Below are 22,087 nucleotides of genomic sequence, written 5' to 3'. Positions count from 1 at the left end.
CGCGTCAGCATATCTGCAATTGTGTCGTTAACCGCCATCTTTTCCTCTTTAAATCAACATTATTGCTCTCGAAAAGGCATTCCCATTTCTTTTAGTAACGCCCGACCCTCTTCGTCGTTTTTCGCTGTAGTGATAATGGAAATGTCCATACCACGGATTTGGTCGATGCGATCGTACTCTACTTCTGGGAAAATCAGTTGCTCTCTGACACCGAGAGTATAATTACCCCGACCATCAAAACTTTTAGGGCTAACACCGCGAAAGTCACGAATTCTTGGTAGTGTCAGGTTAATCAAACGATCTAGGAAGGCATACATCCGTTCGCCCCTGAGTGTTACCATAATGCCTACGGGCATTCCTTGACGAATTTTGAAGCCCGCGATCGCTTTTTTTGCTCTGGTCACTACAGGTTTCTGACCGGTAATGAGTGCAATTTCGCTTAAAGAGGCTTCTAGTGCTTTAGCATTTTGAGATGCTTCCCCCAAACCTCTGTTCACGGTGACTTTCAGCACCTTTGGTACTTGATGAATGTTTGTGTATTCAAACTGCTTCATCAATTTGGGGACAATAGTCTCTTGGTATACAGTTTTAAGTCTTGTTGCTGCCATAGTCTTTTGTCCTTAATTTCCCTGGGCTTTGTCAGGGAATACGGTCTTTTTTATGAGTGTCCATTGTCACTTGTACGAGGGTCATTTGCTTTTTTACTCATGACTCTTGACCAATGACTTTTGACTATTGATCGATAATTTCGCCAGTTTTCTTGAGCATTCTAACTTTCTTCCCTTCGCTGGTGAAAGTGTAGCAAACACGACTGGCAACGTTTTGCTTTGTAGAATAAAGCATGACGTTAGAACTGTGGATTGGGAATTCCTGGTTAACAATTCGTCCAGACTCCCCTTCCTGCTGGGGTTTAACGTGCTTGGTTTTGATATTGACACCTTTGACGATGACTTTGCTTTCTTGGGGAAGGGCTTTGAGAATTTCACCCACTTTGCCTTTGTCTTTCCCAGCAATCACCTGCACTGTGTCTCCTGCTTTCACGTGCATTTTGTGGAACTTGGGTTGATTCTTCTTTTTAGTTGCCATTACAGCACCTCCGGAGCCAAAGAAACAATTTTGGTAAAGTTTTTATCACGCAGTTCCCGTGCGACAGGTCCAAAGACCCGTGTTCCTTTGGGGTTTCCATCTTTGTTAATGATGACTGCAGCGTTGTCATCAAAGCGAATGCTCATACCACTGTCTCTACGTATATTGTGGCGAGTGCGAACTATCACTGCCTCGACAACGTCAGATTTTTTGACAGCCATGTTGGGGCTCGCATCTTTGACAACAGCGATAATTCTATCGCCCACAAAACCATAACGACAGTTACCCGCGCCTAAAACGCGGATACACATTAGTTTGCGAGCACCGCTATTATCTGCGACATTGAGGTAAGTTTGGGGTTGAATCACTGTTTATCTCCCTTTCTCTGTTGTTAGCTAACTAACAACTATTTCTTTACATCGCTGTTTTTAGTAGACAGGATTTCCGCGACCGTCCAGCGCTTGGTTTTACTCAAAGGTCTTGTTTCCTGAATACGAACGCGATCTCCAATTTTGCACTGATTTTCTTCATCGTGAGCTTTATAGCGTTTGGTTTTCACGACGATTTTGCCGTACTTGGGATGGGGGGAGCGGTTTTCTACGGCGACGACTACCGTTTTTTGCATTTTGTCGCTCACTACCAAGCCCACTCGTTCTTTTACTGCCATAATTCCCTACTCTGCTTCATTAGTGGCTTGATTTGAAGATGCCCGTTTGCGCTCATTTTCTACTGTTAATAATTGAGCTAGGCGGTGTCGGGCGTGTTTGAATTGGTGAGGTTTTTCTAACTGTCTAGTTGCTTTTTGCAAGCGCAATTGAAACATTTGTTTCTTAACAGCAATAATTTCCTCAGCTAATTGTTCGTCAGTTAATTCTCTTGCTTCTGAAATTTTGGGAAGAGCCATAACCTACACCTGTTGCTGTTGCTCTTCTTCAGAGCGTTTAATGAACTTAGTTTTGATAGGAAGTTTGTAAGCAGCCAATCGCATGGCTTCACGGGCTGTTGCTTCGGGTACGCCTGCAATTTCAAACAAAATTCTTCCAGGTTTGATGACAGCTACCCAGTACTCTGGAGAACCTTTACCCGAACCCATACGAGTTTCTGCGGGACGCATGGTAACTGGTTTATCTGGGAAAATACGAATCCAGATTTTACCACCCCGGCGGATATAACGAGTCATTGCCCGACGGGATGCTTCAATTTGACGGGAGGTAATCCAAGCCGGTTCTAAAGCTTGGAGAGCAAAATCACCGAAGTTTAGGGTACTTCCACGGGTGGCTTGCCCGCTCATTCGCCCGCGCTGTTGTTTGCGGAATTTAGTTCTTCTTGGACTTAGCATGACTAATCAGGTGTGAAGTATGAAGTATGAAGTATAAAGTCAAAAGTTATGAAGTATGAAACCTTAATTTTTCATCCTTCATCCTTTATCCTTCGTTAGACCTGTCTTCAAATTGCTGGCGACGGCGATTTTGACGGCGAGACCCAGGACGGTCGCGGTCGCGGTCGCGGTCACGATCGCGGTCACGGTCGCGATTGCCTTGCGCTACGGGAGCTTCTTCTTGTCCGGGAATGATTTCGCCTTTAAACACCCACACTTTAATGCCAAGAATACCGTAAACGGTTTTAGCAGTGCAGTAAGAGTAGTCAATGTCAGCTCTTAAAGTATGTAGCGGTACGCGACCTTCACGAGTCCACTCTGTCCGAGCAATTTCCGCACCATTGAGACGACCACTCACTTGAACCTTAATACCTTGTACGCCAGCACGTTGAGCCCGTTGAATAGCTTGGCGTACCACTCGGCGGAAGGAAACCCGGCGTTCCAACTGTTGAGCAATGTACTCAGCAATCAGGTAAGCATCAGCATCAACTCGTTGTACTTCAACTACGTTAATGCGGATCTGACGATTGCTTCCCAACAATTGTTGAAGACCAGTACGTAAAGATTCAATACCTTGCCCACCTCGACCCACTACGACACCAGGTCGAGCCGTCCGAACTTCTAAATCAATTTGGTCTGCTTTGCGCTCAATCCGCACTTCAGAAATTCCAGCGTTGTTTTGAGCGTATCTACCCAGCTTTTCTTCTATATATTTACGCAGTTTGCGGTCTTCTTGAAGAAGTTCTGGATAGCGATTCGAGTCTGCAAACCAACGCGATTGGTGCTCTTGGGTAATTCCCAAACGAAAACCTACTGGATGTATCTTCTGTCCCACAAATACTTCCTCTACAATTTCTTCCTTGGCGCTAGTTGTTATTCATCAGCAGTTGCGTTGGGGTCTGCGGCAACAGCTACAGTAATATGACACGTTGGCTTGCGAATTTGATAAGCCCGACCTTGCGCCCTAGGCTGGAATCTTTTCAACACCGGACCTTGATCCGCGTAAGCTTGAGTAATGACCAAACTAGCCCTATCTAACCCAGAATTGTGTTCTGCGTTGGCTGCAGCACTTCTCAATACTTTTAATACTGGTTCGCAAGCGCGGTAAGGCATGAATTCCAGGATGATGAGTGCTTCTCGATACGAGCGTCCCCGAATTTGGTCTAATACGCGACGCACTTTTAGGGGAGACATACGTATATAACGGGCGCGAGCCTTCACTTCAGTAGTATCAGTTGCCATAATTTTCTCCATCTTTGCCATTTGTCATTTGTCATTTGTCATTTGTCAGTCGCAAAAGACAAAGGACAAAGGACAATTGACAGTTATCTGCCTGATTTTTTATCACTCTTAGAGTGACCTCTAAAGGTACGTGTAGGTGCGAATTCGCCCAATTTATGTCCCACCATCTGATCGCTTATGAAAATAGGGACGTGCTGCCGTCCGTTATGAACAGCAATGGTGTGACCTACCATGACGGGCAAAATTGTGGAAGCCCGCGACCAAGTTTTAATAACTTCCTTTCTGTTAGCGTCATTGAGCTTCTCAATTTTTCTAAGAAGATGATCGGCAACAAAAGGACCTTTTTTTAGAGAACGACCCATAGTAAAGGATGAAGGATAAAGGATAAGGGATAAAGTCATGAAGAATAAAGCATGAACAGTACTTCATACTTCATACTTCATACTTCATACTTTCTTATGATTCACGTCCGCCACGTCCGCGCTTAGAAGATTTACGACGACGGCGTACAATCAACTTACTGCTAGCTTTCTTGGGTTTGCGAGTCTTCATACCCAAAGCAGGTTTACCCCAAGGGGTGACAGGACCAGATCTACCGATAGGTGCTCTACCTTCACCACCTCCGTGGGGGTGGTCTACTGGGTTCATCACGCTACCTCTAACTTGAGGACGGCGACCTTTCCAACGAGTTCTACCAGCTTTACCCGAACTGAGGTTTCTAGCGTCGAGGTTACCGACTTGTCCAATCGTCGCATAGCACTCGCGTCGTACCATGCGGACTTCAGTAGAAGGCAACTTTAAAGTTACGTAATCACCTTCTTTTGCCATAACCTGAGCCGTAGCACCAGCAGCCCGCACGATTTGACCGCCTTTGCCCGGTTTCAATTCCACATTGTGAACGCTAGTACCCAGGGGAATATTAGACAGGGGCAAAGCGTTGCCATCTTCAATGGGCGCAGTAGGACCTGCAATGATTGTTCTGCCTACAGTCACTCCATTTGGTTGGAGGATGTAACGCTTCTCGCCATCTTCGTATTGCAATAGAGCAATCCGTGCATTGCGGTTCGGGTCGTATTCAATTGCTATCACCTTAGCAGGGATATCGCGCTTATCCCGCTTAAAATCAATAATGCGGTAAAGACGCTTGTGCCCACCACCACGGTGACGGGTGGTAATACGCCCCTGATTGTTCCGACCTTTTGCACGATGGATCGATCTCGTCAGGGATTTTTCGGGTTCGGTTTTCGTGATTTCCGAAAAATCAGAAATGGTGACTTGGCGAGTACTGGGGGTATAAGGGCGAAAAGAACGAGTACCCATTTTCTTAAACCTCTGGGAATAGAACTTGTCTTATCTTCTCTACATCCCCAGCTGCCACTGTGACAATAGCTCGCTTGTATTGGGGCTTAAATCCAATAAACCTACCAACACGCTTCTTTCTGCGTGGTGGTTTTGCAGTGTTGACTCCTAAGACTTTGACATCAAATAAGTCTTCGATCGCCGCTTTGATTTCTGGCTTGGTCGCTTTTGGAGTCACTTCAAAAGTGTATTTATTTTGCTCCATCAAGATAGTCGCCTTTTCAGTCACAATTGGGCGACGTACAAGATCCGGGAGCTTGCGGGGGTCAAATTGCTGGGGTATTTTAGCCACCGTAGACCTCCTGAATCTTTTCTAAAGCTTTTGCTGTAACAACAATCTTGTCAGCGTGGAGTAGATCGTAAACGTTGAGGTGGTCGGCTGCAAGCAGTTTGACGTTCTCTATATTACGGGCTGACAAATAGACGTTTTCAGTGCGTTCTGACAATATCAACAAAGTTTTATTTTCTGGGTTCGATCCCCAACGAGCGATCGCGCCGACTAACTCTTTTGTTTTAGGACGCTGGATTTGATCGCTAAATTCCTCTACTACAATCAAATCATCAATGCGGCTGGCAAATGCTGTTCTCAGCGCCAAGCGTCGCTCTTTGCGGTTCATCTTAATTTCATAATCTCTGGGCTTTGGTCCAAAGATTACACCACCACCGCGCCACAATGGCGAACGAATAGATCCAGCCCGTGCTCGACCAGTTCCTTTTTGCCGCCAGGGTTTGCGTCCACCACCTCGAACTTCCGAACGAGTTTTTGTACTGGCTGTTCCTTGGCGAGCATTAGTCATTTGTCTAACCAAGGCTCTATGCACGACGTGAGACGCCGTTGTTTCCTTGGCAACTTTCAAGTCGAACGTTTTTTGTCCGACTTGCTCTCCTTGCCAATTTTTGACTACACACTCAAACATTTTTAATCCTTCGTCATTAGTCATTAGTCATTAGTCATTAGTCCGTCTGGCGATCGACTTATGACTTTCTACCAACCACGTTTGTTGGAACGATATTTACTAAAGCTCCGGGTTTACCAGGAACAGCGCCCTTGATCAGCAACAAGTTACGTTCTGGATCTACTCGCACCACAGTCAATTTGCGGATTGTCACCTGACTTCCTCCCAAACGTCCTGCCATCCGTTTTCCGGGATAAACACGACCGGGAGTTGTACCCGCACCAATCGAACCCGGTTCTCTATGGTTTTTTGAACCGTGGGACATTGGTCCTCGACCAAAGTTGTTGCGCTTTTGGTTGCCCGCAAAACCGCGACCTATACTTGTACCAATTACATCTACAATTTGACCCGCACTAAAAATATCTGCTTTAATCTCTTGACCTAAAGCATAATCACTAGAATTATCGATGCGATATTCCTTTAAGTGACGCAGTGCTGGGGCTTCTGACTTGGCAAGGTGTCCCAACGCTGGTTTGTTCAGTGCTTTTGGCTTTACTTCGCCATAACCTACTTGGATGGCGGAGTAACCGTCGGTCTGCTTTGTTTTAACCTGGGTAACGGTGCATGGTCCTACTTGAATGACGGTGACAGGAAGTGCTACTCCATCACCATCAAATATTTGGGTCATGCCCAGTTTGGTGCCGAGAATACCGACAGACACAGTTACTGGCTCTCCTTACTTAACTTTGCTTCCGTTCACATCGGACTTTAGACAACAGCTTCCCATACCCTCACAAGGGCGTTTTCAACTGTTCTTGGTTGATCTCTGAAGTCGAATCTGCTAGGTAATCACAGTTACAACTTCTTTGGATCTCCACAACTGTCCCTACTGTTTGGTGAATCCGATTTGTGTTTGTTTCCCACCAAAACAGCCAGAACTTTCTTCCAATATGGAAGAATTTACTTCTGGATTTGATGCAAGGCATAAGAGCTTTGCGTTTCGTGCAGCAACTCTTTTATCTTTAGGAGTTGCCTTGGCACTTTTTTACTGCAGATTCGGGACTTAGGCAGCCAGCTACCCAGTATCCATCAACTGAGACTCACACAATGCCAAAACCAACATTTTTGCTCAGTTTTTTCCCTACTGCTAACCTTAAACTAATCTTTAAGGTTTTCCGGTCTGTTCCAGAGGCTAAGAACTGAGTGTACTGTGTACCTTAGACTAACCTTGGTTGTCCAACCAATAAGCTGTAACTTAGCTTCTTTAGTTTACCAGTCTTTAAAACCATTCTTTCCAGTATATCCCAATTGGGACTTTGTCATCACCTGGGATGGCAAAACCGGGCAAAATGGCAAACACAATGGCAACTATTGACTAAATCTCACGATCCAATAATATAACGCACAGAATTATCTTTGTCCACAGTTTTTCTAACTTTTTTTACTGTAGCACGCCTCTTGTAGGAATAAAGGAGATGAGGGGACAAACCGACAAGAGGAATAACAGATGACTGATGACTAATGTCTAATAATAGAGATATCAAAGTGGGATAGAAATAAAGATAAATCTATGGCACTAATTACCACCGGCAATGGTTTAATTCGCGATTTGGAGAAACACGGTGCTCTTGGTGTGTACGTACCTCTAGAAGGAGGTTTTGAAGGTCGCTACAGAAGGCGACTCCGTGCAGCAGGCTATGTTGCCCTCAATTTGTCTGCAAAGGGACTGGGCGATGTAGCTGCCTATCTCACAAGAGTTCATGGTGTTAGACCTCCACATCTTGGTAAGAAAAGTACGGGTAGTGGTGCGGCTGTAGGTTATGTGTACTACGTTCCGCCAATAGTCACCTCTCAGCTAGAACAACTACCACCAAAATCAAAGGGATTGGTGTTATGGATTATTGAAGGGCACATTCTTTCCGATCAAGAAGTTGAATTCTTAGCAACTCTACCTAGCATAGAACCAAGAGTGAAAGTTGTCATTGAAAGGGGTGGCGATCGCTCCTTCCGTTGGATGCCTTTACAAAAGACTCTGTTAGCTAGTTAACGACAGGTTGTCAGGGCGAACAGTAATAGGAGACGCGCCTTGGCGCGTCTCTACTTTTAATTCCATATTAGAAACTTAGTCTTGATTTTTTGCCCGCACTCCAAAAAACTCACAAGTTGACTGACTGCGGCAAAGTTCCAGAAGCTTTACGTTTGGCACACCTTATTAGTGCAGCAGTAATCAAAGGAGAGAGTAGTAGTTCGGCGTAGTCAATATTACTTTTGTGAACTACCCACCACTAACCCGGAGTACCGGGTATAATGGGGGCTTCCAGTTTCACGGGGGATTGCCTTGTCTTGGACTTTCGTCCTCGATTTGGTCTGACATCCCCTCCACTGGCAGGCTCCCCCGTCCCAGAGGAGATTAGCATTCTGATTCCTTCTGCCCTAATATTTTTTGCGGCGTTCTGGTCCCTATCATGGTGAGTGTGACAACTAGGACAAGTCCATGCACGAAGGTCTAACGGCATCTCATCAACTTGGTAATGACAACTAGAGCAAAGTTTAGAACTGGGGAACCATCGGTCTATTTCCACCAAAACCTTACCTTCTTTTTCTAACTTGTACGCCAAGAAGTTGGTAAAGGTTCCCCATCCTACATCAGATATTGCTTTTGCTAGTTTATGGTTACGAACCATGCCCTTGACGTTGAGGTTTTCGACTACTACAACTTGATTGTCATCTACAACTTTTCGTGACAACTTATGTAGAAAATCTTGGCGGACATTGCTAACTCGTTCGTATACCTTAGCTACTAACTTTGATGCTTTTCTTCTGCGATTACTTCCTTTTTGTTTTCTAGCTAACTTTCTTTGTTTCCTAGCTAAATTCTTTTCATGTTTAGCTAGATGCCTAGGATTACTATATTTTGATGTCTTTTCACCATCATAAGTAATAGCAAAATCCTTAATACCTAAGTCAATTCCAATCACCTTACCATCTGTACTTGATGCAGGATTCTCACCTTCATATTCCATTAACACAGAAGCGTAATACTTGCCAGAAGGATACACACTGACTGTAACTGTTTTAATTGTGCCGTCTAATGGTCTATGTACTTTGGCTTCAACTACTCCAAGTCTGCCTGGAAATTTCAAAAAATCATCGATTTGTTTTACCTTTTGAGGGTATTGAATGGATTGATGATGATGCTTAGATTTGAACTTAGGGTACTTTGCACGACCTTCAAAAAAGTTTTGATAAGCACGGGATAGATTAAGACTCACAGATTGTAATACCTGTGAATAACACTCTCCAAGCCATTCAAACTCTTTCTTAAGTGCTGGCAGCATGGAGTTCAGACCAGATTGAGACAAGCTTTTGCCAGTTGCTTTATAGGTTTCAATACACTTATTTAACCCATAATTCCAAAACCATCTAGCACAGCCGAAATGCTGTGCTAGTATCTGTTTTTGTTCCTCCGTCGGGTATAAACGTACTTTTACAGCCCGTCTCAACACTAGTCATCACCTGCTTAGTGAGGCTTTTACTATTATATACTATTCATAGTAACCCAATTCCGGAAAATTTTCACGACGACTCATACATCTTTCCCCTTGAAACCTACGGTTTACCTTTGGGGAAAGATGCATTCGTCGCCGTCCGGCTTATATCCCGCCACTAACCCGGAGTACCGAGTATAGTGGGGGACTTACGCCGATGCCCGTTAAACTGCAGATAATGGATGCACTCGCATAGAACAGTTTGTGTTGAGAGTGCATCCCTCTGCGGTAGAAAATTTTTTCAATCTTGCTGATGTGAAAACAGGTAAGCACCGCGCAAAGAAATAGCGATCGCCATTACCAACAAAATGGGTACACTGTACCAAGGAAACTTAGACAACGGCAAATAAGCTGCTGCACGCAATCCAATGCTGGCGTAAGTGAGGGGTAATAAGTAAACAACAACTTTGAAAGCAATTGGTAAAGTACTGGGGTCAAAAAACGTTGCTCCCAAAAAAGACATGGGGATAATAATAAAGTTGTTGTAAAGCCCCACGGATTCGAGTGATTTTACAGTCAATCCCACAATCACTCCCAACCCTGCAAAAACAGCGCAACTAAGAAATAGTATCAGCAGAAAGAGTGGGTGGAGAAAACGCCAGTTACCTGTAAAAGCCAATGCCACTACAATCACACCGAGGGAAGTCATTAACCCCCGCGTTACTCCTGCTAGCATCTTTCCGAGATGTAGTGCAAGGGGATGCACGGGAACAAGCAACAATTCCTCAAAGTTTTTGGTAAAGAGCCTGTCGCCACAGATGGAAAATGTTGTTCCAACAAAGCTGACTGTCATTGATGACAATGCTACCATCCCAGGCAAAATGAAATCTAAGTAATTATTAAAGTTACCACTTATTCCAACTCCGGGTTTAATCGAGCTACCCAAACCAAAACCAAAGGCTAAAATGTATATTAGTGGAGATATCAGCCCTGATGAAGCAATTTGTACAAGTCGTACACGTAACTCAAGCCAATCCCCCCAAAAAACTGTGAGGCTATCCGCTAGGAGCGTTTGAAGGTGTGAAATTTTAAAACCCCTGTTTAAGAACAGCACTTGTTGAGTTGCCACTTGATTTTTATAAACGTAAGATTTTCTTTATAATAATCAGTTTACAATTCTTGATACATCAACGGCGAATGGTATGAAAATGCAATGCTACCTGGAAGATTTGCTGATTTTGTCTTTCAGGGCATACTAAAAGAGGGAGCAAAGTTAAAACCACTCCCGACTGTCTTAAACGTAAACTTAATTAAACACTTATGAGACGTAAACCCGCTAGCAGAACAGCTACCCCTCCAAGACCTACAACGACCCCTAAATCCTCTATTTTTCAATCCCCTTTATTTAATCTCACTACCATCGCAATTTTGGCAGGGGTATTTGTTTTGGGTATTGGCATTGGTATCGCTTTTAGCTCCACAGCAACATTTACTCCATCTAACGTCGCTAGCAGAGAATTCATTGATACCAAAGCACCCAACCCCGAGCTTTGCGTGCAGTTTGGAGCCAGCGCTATGGTAATGGATACCCGGTTATTTGTGACTCTCAACCCTTTTAAAGTTTACGTTGGTCAGCCCAGTATGCGTTAATTGGGTGTCCAAGTCAAAATACCAGTTTTGGGGTCAAATACCGCACCACCAGGAAGATTAGGAGCCCAATAGGTTAGTTGATCGCGATCGCTGTCATTGGCAGCCACTTTTATTTGTAGAGTTTTACCTGACGCAGCACGAATCAGAATGGGGGAGTAGGAGAGGGGGAAATTTGCCCCCTATGAAGTGAGTTTGTTAGGACCAAATCTCATCAAAGTCTTCTAACTCACCAAAAATCTCGTCAAACTCCGGACTCCCATCAGGAAAATCCATCTCATCCAAATCAGTTGATGGGGAAGTGCTACCAACGTAGACTGTCACTGTTTTGGTATCTGATGCACCAGTCGCATCGATGACTGTGAGAGTGGCAGTATATTCACCGCTTTGGGCAAAGACGTGGGTGGGTGAGATCCCCACAACTTGTTGTGTGCCATCGCCAAAGTTCCATTGGTAAGTTAATGTTGCATCATCAGCAGCACTCACGCTAGCAGTAAATGCCACTGGGTCATTTTGGTAGACCTTCTTGGGCACTGGTATATCTGTAATCAAAGGTACAGCGTGATTGTTGACATTGACAGTTAATGTTTCTTGAGTGGAAGCACCATCACTATCGACTACTGTCAGGGTAACTGTATAAGTTCCAGCTTTTGTAAAAATGTGGCTGCTATTTTGACCCGTGGCTACCTCACTACCGTCACCAAAGTCCCAGGTGTAGATGAGAGTATCGTTACCTCTATCGGTAGCACTGGCGCGGAAGTTGGCAGTTGCTCCAGAGTTGAGGGTGGTGTCGCCCGATAGATTGGTAATGGTGGGTGCAACGTTATTGACTCTTACACTAACTGTATCACTCGATACGCCACCATCATTATCTGTCACAGTGAAAGTGACTGTGTAGTTGCCGTTGTTAGTCCATGTATGGGTTGGGTTGAGGTAAGAGGAGGGGGGGAGAGGGAGAGTGGGGGAGTGGGGGAGAGTGTCAGTATATTCCAAGATAGTTCCGTCGCCAAAATCCCATTTAATACTATGGGTATCTAAAATACCTGGGTCAGTGAAGCTACCGTTCACGGAGATCGCAGTTCCTTCATTAACTGCAAAATCGTCAAGTGCTTGAGCAGTAGGTGCGACATTGTTGACATTCAGTGGCAGCGTTTGAACGACAGATGCGCCCATTGAATCAGTCACCGTGAGCATTGCAGTGTAAGTGCCATTGTCAGCAAAGGTATGGCTGACAGTTTGTCCCGTAACTGGGTTGCTGCCATCCCCAAAATTCCAAGTGTAGGTCAGGGTATCATTCCCATTGTTCGTAGCAGTGGCGCTGAATGTGGCGGCGATACCTTCTTTGAGGTTGCGTTCTACTGCAATATTTGAGATGGTGGGTGCAACATTGTTGACTGTCACTGTCACAGTCGCTTCATTTGAAATAGCGCTATCGTTGTCGGCAACAATGTAGGTGAAGGTGTCAGTGCCGATGAAGGTGCGGTTGGGAGTGTAGATGATAGTGCCGTCACTGTTGATAATGATGGTACCTTTCGTTGGGGCAGCGCCAATCTGTATACTGTTGGGATTGATTGTACCGTCAGCGTCGCTGTCGTTACTTAGAACTGCGATCGCTACGGGTTGTCCTGGAGCGGTGGTGGCGGTGTCATCATTGGCAATGGGGGCGATGAAGTCGTCTGACAGTAACATCACGTTATCGATAACGACTTTACCATCTCTTGCGCCAAAGCCCAAGAGGTCGAAGTACAAGGTGGCAAGGGTTCCGGGTGTAATGCTACTAATATCTACTTTCACAGTACGCGGTGTGTCCAGAGCAACGTGCGAGCCAGAACTGCTAGCACCAGCGACGCTGACAGTTGGGCTGAAGTAAGTTTGACCGTTGTGTTGCAGGTTGAACAAGGAATCGGTTTGGGTTAGACCGGTGGGAGTGCCAACTAAGGGGGTGAGGGTGCGTGCGTCAAGGAGAGCAACTTCAAAAGCATCGGGTGGAGCGATATCGTTTGTTCCCAAGAAGCTATCAACGATGGTGAACTGAAGGTATTTTGCTCCAGATGGGACAATGAAGCTTTGAGTGAAGTTGCTCAGTAATTGAGATTCCTCAGTTAGTACTGCTTGTCCCTCAATAATATTGGCAGCGCCTCTAGTTGACCAGTCGTCTTTTGAGTTAAAATCACCGTTGAGGATACTTACCAATAGTGTGGAGACCAGTGGTGCGAATAATCCTGCTATGCTGCTGTTGGCAACCGTGTCACTACGGATGGCATTGAGCATTTGCAGTTCTAAGAGCGATGGGATTTTGCGAACACCAGGTGATAATGTGGTGTTCATCAAACTGAATGGATGCGCTTTAGTATCTAAGTGACTACCATCATTCGTGAGGGTGGCACTAAAGTTGTCTCCCACGAAGGTGCGCTTGCCGTTAACAGTTTGGACGTGACGGTCAAATCTTGGGTTACCGTTGATTAAGCCCAGCAGGTGCCCCATTTCATGGAGGACGGTGGTCAGTAGGTCGTACTTACCTACAGCATCACCTGTTGTGGCACGGAAGGCAGTTTCAGTAAGGATTTGAGAGAATTCACTGTTTTCCCAGGGGGTGGGGTCAATGAACCAGCCAACATCGTTGGCATTATCGTCTATGAGGATGGTTCCTCCATTGGGGCGACCAAAGGAGTCAAATTTGGTAATTTGGGCTTCAGCTAGTTGCCCAGTGGGAAGGTCGGTGATTTGAAAGCTTAAATTCAAGGTAGGGTCTAAGGGGGTAGACCATAAGTTGAGTAGGTTATCGTTATACGTGTTATTTGATGAGGGAGTTAAATTATGGACGCTAAAGAGTTGTTGGAAAGGTACGCTGCTGGGGAAAGATGTTTTAGTAGAGCGAATCTGAATAGGATTGATTTGAGTGGAGCTAATTTGTCTGGAATTGACTTGGATTGCGCTGATTTGGAAGGAGCTAACTTGAGTAGAGCGTCCTTGAGTGGGGCATCCTTGAGGGAAACCAACTTCAGCTTGGCAAATTTGGAAGGGGCTAACCTGTGCCGTGCTAATCTTGCTGGTGCTGTTTCCGAGTGTGCCAACTGGAGAGGAGTTAACTTGAACGATGCCCATATGACGACTGTTTTCTTCAAAAACGTCGATCTTGAAGGGGCTACTCTCCAAGGTGTTCGACTGAATTACATCAGTTTCATTGGATGTAACATGAGGAACGTTAATTTTGAGGGGATGATTTGGGATGATACCAGTAGTGGAGGTATATGGAACGTCGATTTGACGGGAGCCATCGGGTTTAATCCAGACGATATTGCTGGGAATAACATTATTCTGCCCAGTGGAGAGTTCCTCAAAGATGCTTGGGAGTTTATTGTGCGAAAGCGAAAGCTGAGGGGAGAAGGATGAAAAGTGATTCTCAGTATCTGCTAAAAGAGGCGCATTTAGTGCAAAATTTGTGTTGCGACGTGCCTCAATAACATTCTGAAGTTGCTCAGGAAGTTGGGAAAAAAAGTTATAACCTGTTAGTTCTTCCACATCGTCTACTGTTACTGCATAGGTTTCCCATACACCAGGATTACTTAGATTTATAACTGTACCATTCTTTAATATTAATTGATTATTTGGGAATTTTCTAGGGTCTACATTGGGCATTATGGCAGCAACAATTTGCGTGTTCTCATTAATATCTGCAAGTCCTTGACCAGGACGTAAGGGAACAATTATCTTCCATAAAAACTCTGGTATCCCAATCTGCTTGGAATTTTCTAACCACAAGTAATTTTTACCTTCATCTCCACCATTTCTTGTCAAAATTCTGCCTAATCGGTCTCTCTCAAAAATTAAATTTCCATCTTTTTCTTTTACTGCGACTAAATTTCTTACTACACCTGGAAGCGGATCTGGATGATCTTCAAAGGGATGACCGGTTGGATAAGCATCATCAGGATATTTCCTCTCAAGGTTGTATCCAGCCCCACCTGCAATAATGTAAAGTTCTACATTATTCTTACTAACAAAACTATTACTTTCGCCTTCTAGATTATTCCAAGGCGTCTTGTTCACATAATGCTGAATTGGAAATAAATTTGTTGTAATGTAAGTTGACAACGCATCTTTGAAAGCTCGAGTGCGGTCATTAATTGGTGCTATATGTCCTTTTTCATATCTTCTGTCTGCATATTTTTCAGCCCTACCTGGTAAATAGAAAGTGTTATTTAAATAGTCAGCTGCTTGAGTTTTAATCCATTCAGTAGGTAATGATTGGTCTGCTACCCACGGATAAGTTAATGGATTCCGATTACTGTAGGCAAGAGGACTAAAAGTAGCATCGACAGGCTTAATACTTTCAGGATTTTCAGGAAAATTATTATCTAAACCATCATCATCAAAGCCAGGGGGATAATTTCTTCCATAATTATTTCCATAACTTGCAATGGGTATTTGTTCTACATACGGATGATATGGGTCGTTAGGTTCGTCTTTCTTAGGTCCACGTCGAACATCTCCCAACCATGCTTTATTTAACTGCCAGCTTACCCAATTAGCACCTTTAGTTTCATTGTTATAAGACAAGGAATACTGCGGTCTTTCAATTAAATAGTTATTTGCATTATTTACTGCATTAGGTCTAGCATCATCTGGATTATCTAGTTTTAAATTCACACTTCTAAAGAAAACATCGTCTAGATAAATTATGCTATTCCCCTCCAATTCAAACTTCAGTAATGCTGATTTACCACGCAAGTACTCTGGTATATCTAAATGGAAAGTTTCAAAACCTTCTGTAGCATAAGCAAGTTTATAGCTATATGGGTCGCTATATATACCATTGCTATAATCATAGTAACCGATTGCATTTTTGCGGAAATACTGAAGTTCACCTTTCTCATTTCTATCATTTGGATTAAGTGTGTGCGGGTCATAAGCCAGATTTAAATCGATAGGAGTTAATTCTTGCCATATGTTAGCGTCAGCTTCTTTAATGGAGACTTTGAGTCTGCCATTACCAGGGTTGGGTACGTGTAGGTCAAATCGCAAAACACCCCAGTCAGGTACAATAAAGCGGTTGTGTGTAATACTTTCGCCAGCGCCTAGTTCCAAAGCATAATTAGGTTGAGAATCATCATATCTCAACTTTTCTCGATGTTTTTGTAAAGAATTAAGTTTTAGCCAATCTACTAAGTCTTCTATGGTCAGTGAATTGCTTAAAGGTATGTTGGCTACTTCTGGAGCGTTGTGTAAAGACCAACCTGGAATGGGCTGTTTCTCCATAATATTAGTAATCGCATCAAAATTGCCATTAAAGAGTGTAGGTACTGCAAAATCACCACGCATCCTAGCTTGAGAAGTATTATCAAAAATCAACGGAGTGCGTACACTTTCTACTTTTGGTAGCTCTTGGCGCTTGTTATAACCGTTACCCAGCACAGAATAATACCAGCCTGTACCAACACCCTCCGTTTGTAAAGTTGAATCTATTTCAATTGGAGGATTTGGTAAATCTAAAATCGGATCTGGATTTGGATTAGGCCCAGGAACAACATTATTTCCTGCGTGGTAAACTTGATACCAAGGTTTGGCATCAGGGAAATTGGGATCGTATAAATCGCTATAACTGAAATCCCCCTGTCGCCGATGAATTGGAGAATTAAGATCATCCCAACTCAAGTTAGCAGTACCACTATACCAAGACAAAGTTCTAGCATGAGGATTTTTATTGTCATCTTCTAATGTAAATCCAACTCGATTGTCGGAATTATTTTTACCTCCAAGATGAATTGATAAATCCGCTCTGTTCTCATTGGTTTTAGTACCTGGTGGTAGCAACTCAGTTGGAATTAAATTGATAATATCCCGTCCTCTAGGATGACTATTTGTGGCTGTTTGATAGTAATTATCTGCAAAGGTAACATTTGACCAAACCTGAACTTTGGGGTCAAAGTAATTATTGATTTCTCCCTTCAAATTTTGCTCAAAATCATGAGGATCTATTGTTGTCATCTGAAGGTCAGGGAACATATCTGGATATTTCTCTTTTGGAAAGAAAGTTCCTAGACGCTGGATAATCTCGCTGTTGACTACTGCACCACGACCAAAGCCAACAAAGTGCATTGATGAATTGAAGATGGCATCCTTTTGAGTTGTATCAAAACTCTGGTTTAACGTAACTAGAGAAGCAAACATACTATCTGCCGCACCTTCAGCAAAACCGGAATTATAGTTTTCTTTTGTAGAATCTGCACTCCAATCTGCTATTAATACTAAAGCTTTACCAAATCCTTTATCTCCAGAAAGCAGTTGCCACTCACCAGTAGAAGGTAGGTATTGCATCACTGTGCCGTCAAGACGTTCCCCTGTTTTCGGGTTAACGTCATCGACAATACTGTCAGCCATTTTTTGAGCTTTTAAAAGTCCATTGGGGTCAAATGGAACACCATCAGGTGCTAAAAATGTCACGCTACTATAAGTTTTGGAGGTGTCAGTGGCTGGTAATGGTAATGGGAGATAGAACTCTCCAGATTCTTTCTTGATTCCACGTTTAGTTCGACTTTTGGCTTCAATACCCCAGTAGTATTGCTGTCCAGCAGTCAGGTTAAGTTTTTCGGCAAAGGGAAATTCATTATTTTTGTAATACCCTGCTATAGTTTCTCCGCCAATCTTCCACTGACCGAAATTTGCCGTTAAATCTAATGCTGTCCAACTAGCTGTTACAACTCGGTAGGGATTGTAGTCGTCTACTCCATCTTTGCGGGTTTTCTTTAATTTATCTTCTGGTACAGGGCTACCAGGTCTTTCCACAAAGCCGTCTTCTCCTGGGAAAAGACCTGAACCTTCTGGGTGTGTACTGATTGTGAGGTTAACTTCAACAACATCAAATGTTTTGATGAATTCCCAGATCAAAATCGGGAGCAGAACTATAGGAGATATAGGTTTTCCAGGGAAAGGTTTTCCAAGTGCTCCAGTCGATGATGGTGATTGTGCAGCTCCTTTAAACTGTACCTGTTTCAAATCCAACCAATCCGGTGGAGTAGTGGCAAGATTAGAAACATAAGTACCAATGGAACCACGATCGCTTTGAGTCCATCCACCAGTAGTATCGGGTACTTCTAGCACACCATAAGTAAACTGATTTCTAGCGCGGTCTTCCTTAATAATCCCGTAATCAGCCGTAACGCTAATAGACGGATTGATATCATCGATTGGTACTGTTAGAAAATCTTTAGGGCTAGCATTCCTAGTGTTGATACCAGGCAATTCAGGTATTTCTATATTGGCTCCAAAAAAATTCTGGGTCAAGTAGTAACGCGAATTTTCCGATCTATCTAACCAATCAATTTTAAACTCACCAGGATTTTTCAGCGTGTAAATAATTTGCTCGACATCATAAGTGAGCACCCCTACACCATTGGGATTAGCAACATAGAGGAATTTATCGTCTCCTGACAGTGCCAAATCAGTTGCAAAGCCAAGGGGAATTGGACGAGTTGCAGCAACTAAACGTGGGTTTTCTCCTAATGGGTCTTCAATAATACCAATATTACTTCCTGCTTGTACCCCATCAACATCTTCCCGAATTGCTCCGTTTTGAAGGAAAGGACCACCGTTATTACCAACCACAAATCCATACTTGCCATTACGGGTAACAGCTACAGAGATTGCATTATTAACATCAAAGTAATCATCTGCCGGACCAAGTTGTAAATTGGCATAGCGAGTTACAGCAGCAAAACTATTGGGGTTATTATTAATAATTTCCAGTACACCATAGCCTTTTCTATCATTTTGGCGATTGGTAAATACCATTTTATTGGCTACTGGAGTTTGACCACTAATATCAAACGGAGCTGCTGCAATACCTTCAACCATACGGTCAGCTTCGATCTTACCAATTTGCTTGTGCCAATTCTTTGTATTTTGAGTGGGTTTAACAGGTTTGTCATCCGGGTCGATATTGACGACAATAATTTGGCTCTTTGCTTGTGGGATAGTATTCGCAAAAACAGTACTAGGTGCAGTAACAAACAAGCGACGACCGTCAGCACTTATTGCCATCTCCCGCAAACCATAAGGTGCAGGTTCTACTTGGATTTTTTCAATAACTTTATGGTATTTTTTCGATCCTGGGTTAATATCAAGTACGTAAATAACCCCCATACGACTATCAGCAATGTAAGCATACCTATCCTGAGAGTCAATCACTATTGAGCGAGGCGATGCATCACTACCCAACTCGATTGGGTTTACAATATCTTTTGAAGTAGGATTGGTGTCGATTTGTTGCAACATCATTGTGTCGATTAATGCGACACGACCTGAATTTTCTAAAGTGACATAGGCTCGACTACCGCTATTTGTAATTGCAATATCGCGGGGGCGATCTCTTATATCATCAGAACCCACAGGAATACGAGCTAGTAGTAGGTCTTTGCTACCTTTAGTCAAATCGGAGAGTAACTCTTGAGTTTTGCCAGCATTAATAACAGAGACTAGATCTGATAATCTCTGCGTACCGAATACATATTCCCCTGTTCTTTCTAGCTGAATTGAGTTGCTGTTGTACTTCACCTCTTCGTAAATTGGCTGCGTACCATTTTGACCTACCAATGCATTCTGCGTGCGTGTAATCGCAATCCTTGAGTCAGCTAAAACAACCGTATTGGGCACCTTAACTGCAACCTCAAAGCGATTGTCCTCTAGCTTGCGGCTATAGTCCTTTAATATCGTACCTTCATAAGCACTATCGCCCATATGGAACTTAACAATTAAGTCCTCAAAACGGCTGCCTTTTTCATCGTTCAATTTTTGTCGCTCGATTAAGATATTGCTGCCTGTTAAGAACAATACAGGGTCAGCAAAACTAATTGTTTCGGTTTGAGTTTTTAAAGACACTTCCGTCAGAACGGGCGCGGATGAAGGATTAGAGCCAGTTGGAGTCGGTATGTTAAGTTTAGTTTCAAAGCTAAAACCATCAAGCGAGCGTTGAACACCAGTTGAAGAGACTACAGGTAAACCCACTGCAGGTACTGCCACTACTTCTAACGAAGAGATATCGTAGGTAGTAGAAAATCCAAAAATGCTTGAAAATACCTCTCCAACAGAGTTGGTTGGGTCTTTGATTGTATCTACAAACCTATGGGCAAAGCCGCGAGTTCTGTCAACCATCCCAAACCCGGTGAACGGGACACCATAACCATGAATAATGGTCAATTTACCTTTAACCAGACGTACACCACCATTACCACCAACACCCATCATGTATTCCCCAGGACGTACAACACCGGAATATGGTGGCGATTGGGTGCGAATATAACCATTTTGAACGATGCCGTACTCTTCAGAAATCCAAATTGGCTTCCAACTGCCAGTTGCATCAGGCAGCGCACCTTTTCGCATAAAGTAGACGGTTGTACCCTCTGCTAATCCTATTGGTGCTTTCACCGCTAATTGTGCTGGTACATCTAACAGGTCGTCGTTAAACTCGAGGTGAAAACCACCAACAAACTCAAAGTCTTTTGGCATTTCAAGCGATAAGTCTTCCAAACGACCTATTTGCTTTATGCTAACGGCGGTATTTTCAGTTAAGGCACCAGGTGCAATCATAACTTGGTAAGAGCCATCGCTCGTTTCTACTGCACCGCCATTTTTACCAATGTTTGCAGAACCGACAGATGGAGCCAAAACAAGCACGGGAACAACAAATTCCGCCCCGCCGTGAATCACAGTCACTGAAGCGATACCGTTATTCTTCGTAGTTATCAACCCATCAGGACTCACCTCTAGGATGTTGGAATTGCTCACAAAATAACGAGTCCCCTTAGCCTCTGTCTTCAAATCAACAGAAGAGGTGACACCATTGAGACCAACCAACAACTGTCGGGTCATATCTTGAGTTAAGGTAACGGCTTCTGGGTATAGATTCAAACCATACTGTTCGGCAATTGAAACGTACAACTGTTCTTGATTCGTAGGTAACAACTCACCCACTCGAAGTGCAGTTACTGCTGTAATACCATTGCGCGATGCACTGAGAACCGACACCCCATCGCTCAATCCAGTCACCTTAGCCGCATTTGATACTGACGCTACGGCTTCCTTATCTGAGGCAAACTGCAAATATGAGTAAGGCAGAATTACGTCTTCTTGGTCAGCAAAATCGCCCCATACAACCAACTCAGTACTCTCACCTTTATCCAACCGCAAGCCGCGTTTGGCAAAATCAAGATTAATCAACGCTGCATTGCTGACATTGACATCCACTTTCACGGGTGTGGATGTACTGTATCCATCATCTGCAACCAGTGTAAAGCCCGCCGCCCCAAAATAATTATCATTGGGTGTAAACAATACTGACTCTCCATCTGCCGTTAAGCTTGCATTCCCATTTTCTGTACTTACAATACGGAAGAATACTGGGTCTCCTTCTGGATCGGTAGCTAATTTATTCAACGCCACCGTTGTATCTAAATCAACGTGGGTAAGTACGTTTGTTGGTGTGACAACGGGCGCACGATTAGCTCTAAAACCATAGTTACTACCCAAAATCTGTACATCAGCTGCATTTAATACACCATCTCGGTTGAAGTCGTAACCCACGTTATAACTACCACTAAGAATTGCTACATCAAGTATGTCGCTATCAACACCATCAACTAACCCATCACGGTTAATATCTCCGGCGATTGTTAGTTGTAAATTATACGTTCCGTTACTAGCGACTTCAACTAAACTCAATCCGGTCTTAGCGATCGCATATAAAGCATAACCCGATTGGCTTACCACCGGAGTCAACCCATTGAGAGCAGACACACTACTTCCAGTAACATCCACACCAACCAAGACAATACCTGTCGCGGTGGAATTGAGTTCGCCCGACCTCAAACTGAAGGTGTAACGTTCATTACCAACACCAGTCGTAGTCTTACCATTCCACAACACCGCACCACCCAAATCACCTTTGATAGCGGACACTTGCGGTGTAGCACCATAACTAATTACACTACCGG

At 43.7% G+C, this 22,087-nt stretch carries 20 protein-coding genes and 3 pseudogenes; 4 read left to right on the top strand and 19 right to left on the bottom strand.

Annotated features, from left to right (window positions below; all coding sequences use genetic code 11):
* Positions 1–59 precede the first annotated feature (59 nt).
* The 13 genes from rplE to rplC all read right to left on the bottom strand — a co-directional run bounded on the left by rplE (position 60) and on the right by rplC (position 6,682).
* Entirely contained in the window at positions 60–608 is a 549-nt protein-coding gene (gene rplE / locus ACYRY3_RS16110) for a 50S ribosomal protein L5 (RefSeq protein ID WP_460202635.1), read from the bottom strand.
* Between the two features lie 124 nt (positions 609–732).
* Positions 733–1,086, bottom strand: a complete 354-nt coding sequence (gene rplX / locus ACYRY3_RS16105; RefSeq protein ID WP_460202634.1) for a 50S ribosomal protein L24 — start codon at positions 1,084–1,086, stop codon at positions 733–735.
* On the bottom strand, positions 1,086–1,454 hold the full coding sequence (rplN, locus tag ACYRY3_RS16100; RefSeq protein WP_460202633.1) for a 50S ribosomal protein L14: 369 nt from the start codon (positions 1,452–1,454) through the stop codon (positions 1,086–1,088). Before rplN ends, rplX begins: the two co-directional genes overlap by 1 nt.
* A gap of 38 nt (positions 1,455–1,492) precedes the next feature.
* A complete protein-coding gene (gene rpsQ / locus ACYRY3_RS16095) occupies positions 1,493–1,753 on the bottom strand; it encodes a 30S ribosomal protein S17 (RefSeq protein WP_460202632.1) in 261 nt (86 codons plus the stop codon).
* 6 nt (positions 1,754–1,759) lie between these two features.
* Entirely contained in the window at positions 1,760–1,990 is a 231-nt protein-coding gene (gene rpmC, locus ACYRY3_RS16090; RefSeq protein WP_460202631.1) for a 50S ribosomal protein L29, read from the bottom strand.
* 3 nt (positions 1,991–1,993) lie between these two features.
* Positions 1,994–2,425 (bottom strand): 50S ribosomal protein L16, encoded by a 432-nt coding sequence (rplP, locus tag ACYRY3_RS16085; RefSeq protein WP_460202630.1) that lies wholly within the window; start codon positions 2,423–2,425, stop codon positions 1,994–1,996.
* An 85-nt stretch (positions 2,426–2,510) separates the two neighbouring features.
* Positions 2,511–3,299: a 30S ribosomal protein S3 gene (rpsC, locus tag ACYRY3_RS16080; RefSeq protein WP_460202629.1), complete on the bottom strand. Its 789-nt coding sequence runs from the start codon at positions 3,297–3,299 to the stop codon at positions 2,511–2,513.
* 38 nt (positions 3,300–3,337) lie between these two features.
* A complete protein-coding gene (gene rplV / locus ACYRY3_RS16075; RefSeq protein WP_460202644.1) occupies positions 3,338–3,706 on the bottom strand; it encodes a 50S ribosomal protein L22 in 369 nt (122 codons plus the stop codon).
* 83 nt (positions 3,707–3,789) lie between these two features.
* The gene (rpsS, locus tag ACYRY3_RS16070; protein ID WP_460202643.1) at positions 3,790–4,068 is read right to left on the bottom strand and encodes a 30S ribosomal protein S19; all 279 of its coding nucleotides are present in this window, start codon (positions 4,066–4,068) and stop codon (positions 3,790–3,792) included.
* Between the two features lie 94 nt (positions 4,069–4,162).
* The gene (gene rplB, locus ACYRY3_RS16065; RefSeq protein ID WP_460202628.1) at positions 4,163–5,026 is read right to left on the bottom strand and encodes a 50S ribosomal protein L2; all 864 of its coding nucleotides are present in this window, start codon (positions 5,024–5,026) and stop codon (positions 4,163–4,165) included.
* Between the two features lie 4 nt (positions 5,027–5,030).
* Positions 5,031–5,357, bottom strand: coding sequence for a 50S ribosomal protein L23 (locus ACYRY3_RS16060; protein ID WP_460202627.1), 327 nt, complete (start codon positions 5,355–5,357; stop codon positions 5,031–5,033).
* The gene (gene rplD, locus ACYRY3_RS16055; protein ID WP_460202642.1) at positions 5,350–5,982 is read right to left on the bottom strand and encodes a 50S ribosomal protein L4; all 633 of its coding nucleotides are present in this window, start codon (positions 5,980–5,982) and stop codon (positions 5,350–5,352) included. The genes ACYRY3_RS16060 and rplD overlap by 8 nt, the downstream gene beginning before the upstream one ends.
* A 58-nt stretch (positions 5,983–6,040) precedes the next feature.
* The gene (rplC, locus tag ACYRY3_RS16050; RefSeq protein ID WP_460202626.1) at positions 6,041–6,682 is read right to left on the bottom strand and encodes a 50S ribosomal protein L3; all 642 of its coding nucleotides are present in this window, start codon (positions 6,680–6,682) and stop codon (positions 6,041–6,043) included.
* Positions 6,683–7,171: 489 nt separating this feature from the next.
* On the opposite strand from rplC, the gene ACYRY3_RS16045 reads away from it, so the two are divergent.
* Entirely contained in the window at positions 7,172–7,336 is a 165-nt protein-coding gene (locus ACYRY3_RS16045) for a hypothetical protein (RefSeq protein WP_460202625.1), read from the top strand.
* 195 nt (positions 7,337–7,531) lie between these two features.
* A complete protein-coding gene (ndhN, locus tag ACYRY3_RS16040; RefSeq protein ID WP_460202624.1) occupies positions 7,532–8,008 on the top strand; it encodes an NAD(P)H-quinone oxidoreductase subunit N in 477 nt (158 codons plus the stop codon).
* A 238-nt stretch (positions 8,009–8,246) separates the two neighbouring features.
* Here the strand turns inward: ndhN and ACYRY3_RS16035 are convergent, their stop codons facing one another.
* A complete protein-coding gene (locus ACYRY3_RS16035; RefSeq protein ID WP_460202623.1) occupies positions 8,247–9,467 on the bottom strand; it encodes an RNA-guided endonuclease InsQ/TnpB family protein in 1,221 nt (406 codons plus the stop codon).
* Positions 9,468–9,750: 283 nt separating this feature from the next.
* Positions 9,751–10,578, bottom strand: coding sequence for an ABC transporter permease (locus ACYRY3_RS16030; protein WP_460202622.1), 828 nt, complete (start codon positions 10,576–10,578; stop codon positions 9,751–9,753).
* Positions 10,579–10,769: 191 nt separating this feature from the next.
* On the opposite strand from ACYRY3_RS16030, the pseudogene ACYRY3_RS16025 reads away from it, so the two are divergent.
* Positions 10,770–11,096: pseudogene (locus ACYRY3_RS16025) on the top strand (DUF3172 domain-containing protein); the annotation flags it as partial.
* On the opposite strand, the gene ACYRY3_RS16020 reads toward ACYRY3_RS16025, so the two are convergent.
* The 3 genes and pseudogenes from ACYRY3_RS16020 to ACYRY3_RS16010 all read right to left on the bottom strand — a co-directional run.
* The gene (locus ACYRY3_RS16020; RefSeq protein ID WP_460202641.1) at positions 11,096–11,248 is read right to left on the bottom strand and encodes a putative Ig domain-containing protein; all 153 of its coding nucleotides are present in this window, start codon (positions 11,246–11,248) and stop codon (positions 11,096–11,098) included. The pseudogene ACYRY3_RS16025 and the gene ACYRY3_RS16020 overlap by 1 nt on opposite strands.
* A gap of 46 nt (positions 11,249–11,294) precedes the next feature.
* Positions 11,295–12,497 carry a PKD domain-containing protein gene (locus tag ACYRY3_RS16015; RefSeq protein ID WP_460202640.1) on the bottom strand — a complete coding sequence of 401 codons (1,203 nt, stop codon included), beginning with the start codon at positions 12,495–12,497 and terminating at the stop codon, positions 11,295–11,297.
* A 3-nt stretch (positions 12,498–12,500) separates the two neighbouring features.
* A pseudogene (locus ACYRY3_RS16010) lies at positions 12,501–12,749 on the bottom strand (Ig-like domain-containing protein); the annotation flags it as partial.
* 1,164 nt (positions 12,750–13,913) lie between these two features.
* Here ACYRY3_RS16010 and ACYRY3_RS16005 point away from each other — a divergent pair.
* The gene (locus ACYRY3_RS16005; protein WP_460202639.1) at positions 13,914–14,489 is read left to right on the top strand and encodes a pentapeptide repeat-containing protein; all 576 of its coding nucleotides are present in this window, start codon (positions 13,914–13,916) and stop codon (positions 14,487–14,489) included.
* A 96-nt stretch (positions 14,490–14,585) separates the two neighbouring features.
* Here ACYRY3_RS16005 and ACYRY3_RS16000 read toward each other — a convergent pair.
* A pseudogene (locus ACYRY3_RS16000) lies at positions 14,586–21,677 on the bottom strand (DNA/RNA non-specific endonuclease); the annotation flags it as partial.
* Positions 21,678–22,087: the final 410 nt, after the last annotated feature.

Source organism: Scytonema sp. NUACC21 (assembly GCF_054684315.1).
The sequence above is the reverse complement of the archived record's forward strand: the minus strand, read 5'-3'. Positions and strand labels throughout refer to the sequence as shown.

Coding starts and splice junctions, on each gene's coding strand:
- rplE (WP_460202635.1), bottom strand. CDS start 608: ATGGCAGCAACAAGACTTAAAACTGTATACCAAGAGACTATTGTCCCC.
- rplX (WP_460202634.1), bottom strand. CDS start 1,086: ATGGCAACTAAAAAGAAGAATCAACCCAAGTTCCACAAAATGCACGTG.
- rpsQ (WP_460202632.1), bottom strand. CDS start 1,753: ATGGCAGTAAAAGAACGAGTGGGCTTGGTAGTGAGCGACAAAATGCAA.
- rpmC (WP_460202631.1), bottom strand. CDS start 1,990: ATGGCTCTTCCCAAAATTTCAGAAGCAAGAGAATTAACTGACGAACAA.
- rplP (WP_460202630.1), bottom strand. CDS start 2,425: ATGCTAAGTCCAAGAAGAACTAAATTCCGCAAACAACAGCGCGGGCGA.
- rplV (WP_460202644.1), bottom strand. CDS start 3,706: ATGGCAACTGATACTACTGAAGTGAAGGCTCGCGCCCGTTATATACGT.
- rpsS (WP_460202643.1), bottom strand. CDS start 4,068: ATGGGTCGTTCTCTAAAAAAAGGTCCTTTTGTTGCCGATCATCTTCTT.
- rplB (WP_460202628.1), bottom strand. CDS start 5,026: ATGGGTACTCGTTCTTTTCGCCCTTATACCCCCAGTACTCGCCAAGTC.
- rplD (WP_460202642.1), bottom strand. CDS start 5,982: ATGTTTGAGTGTGTAGTCAAAAATTGGCAAGGAGAGCAAGTCGGACAA.
- ndhN (WP_460202624.1), top strand. CDS start 7,532: ATGGCACTAATTACCACCGGCAATGGTTTAATTCGCGATTTGGAGAAA.
- ACYRY3_RS16005 (WP_460202639.1), top strand. CDS start 13,914: ATGGACGCTAAAGAGTTGTTGGAAAGGTACGCTGCTGGGGAAAGATGT.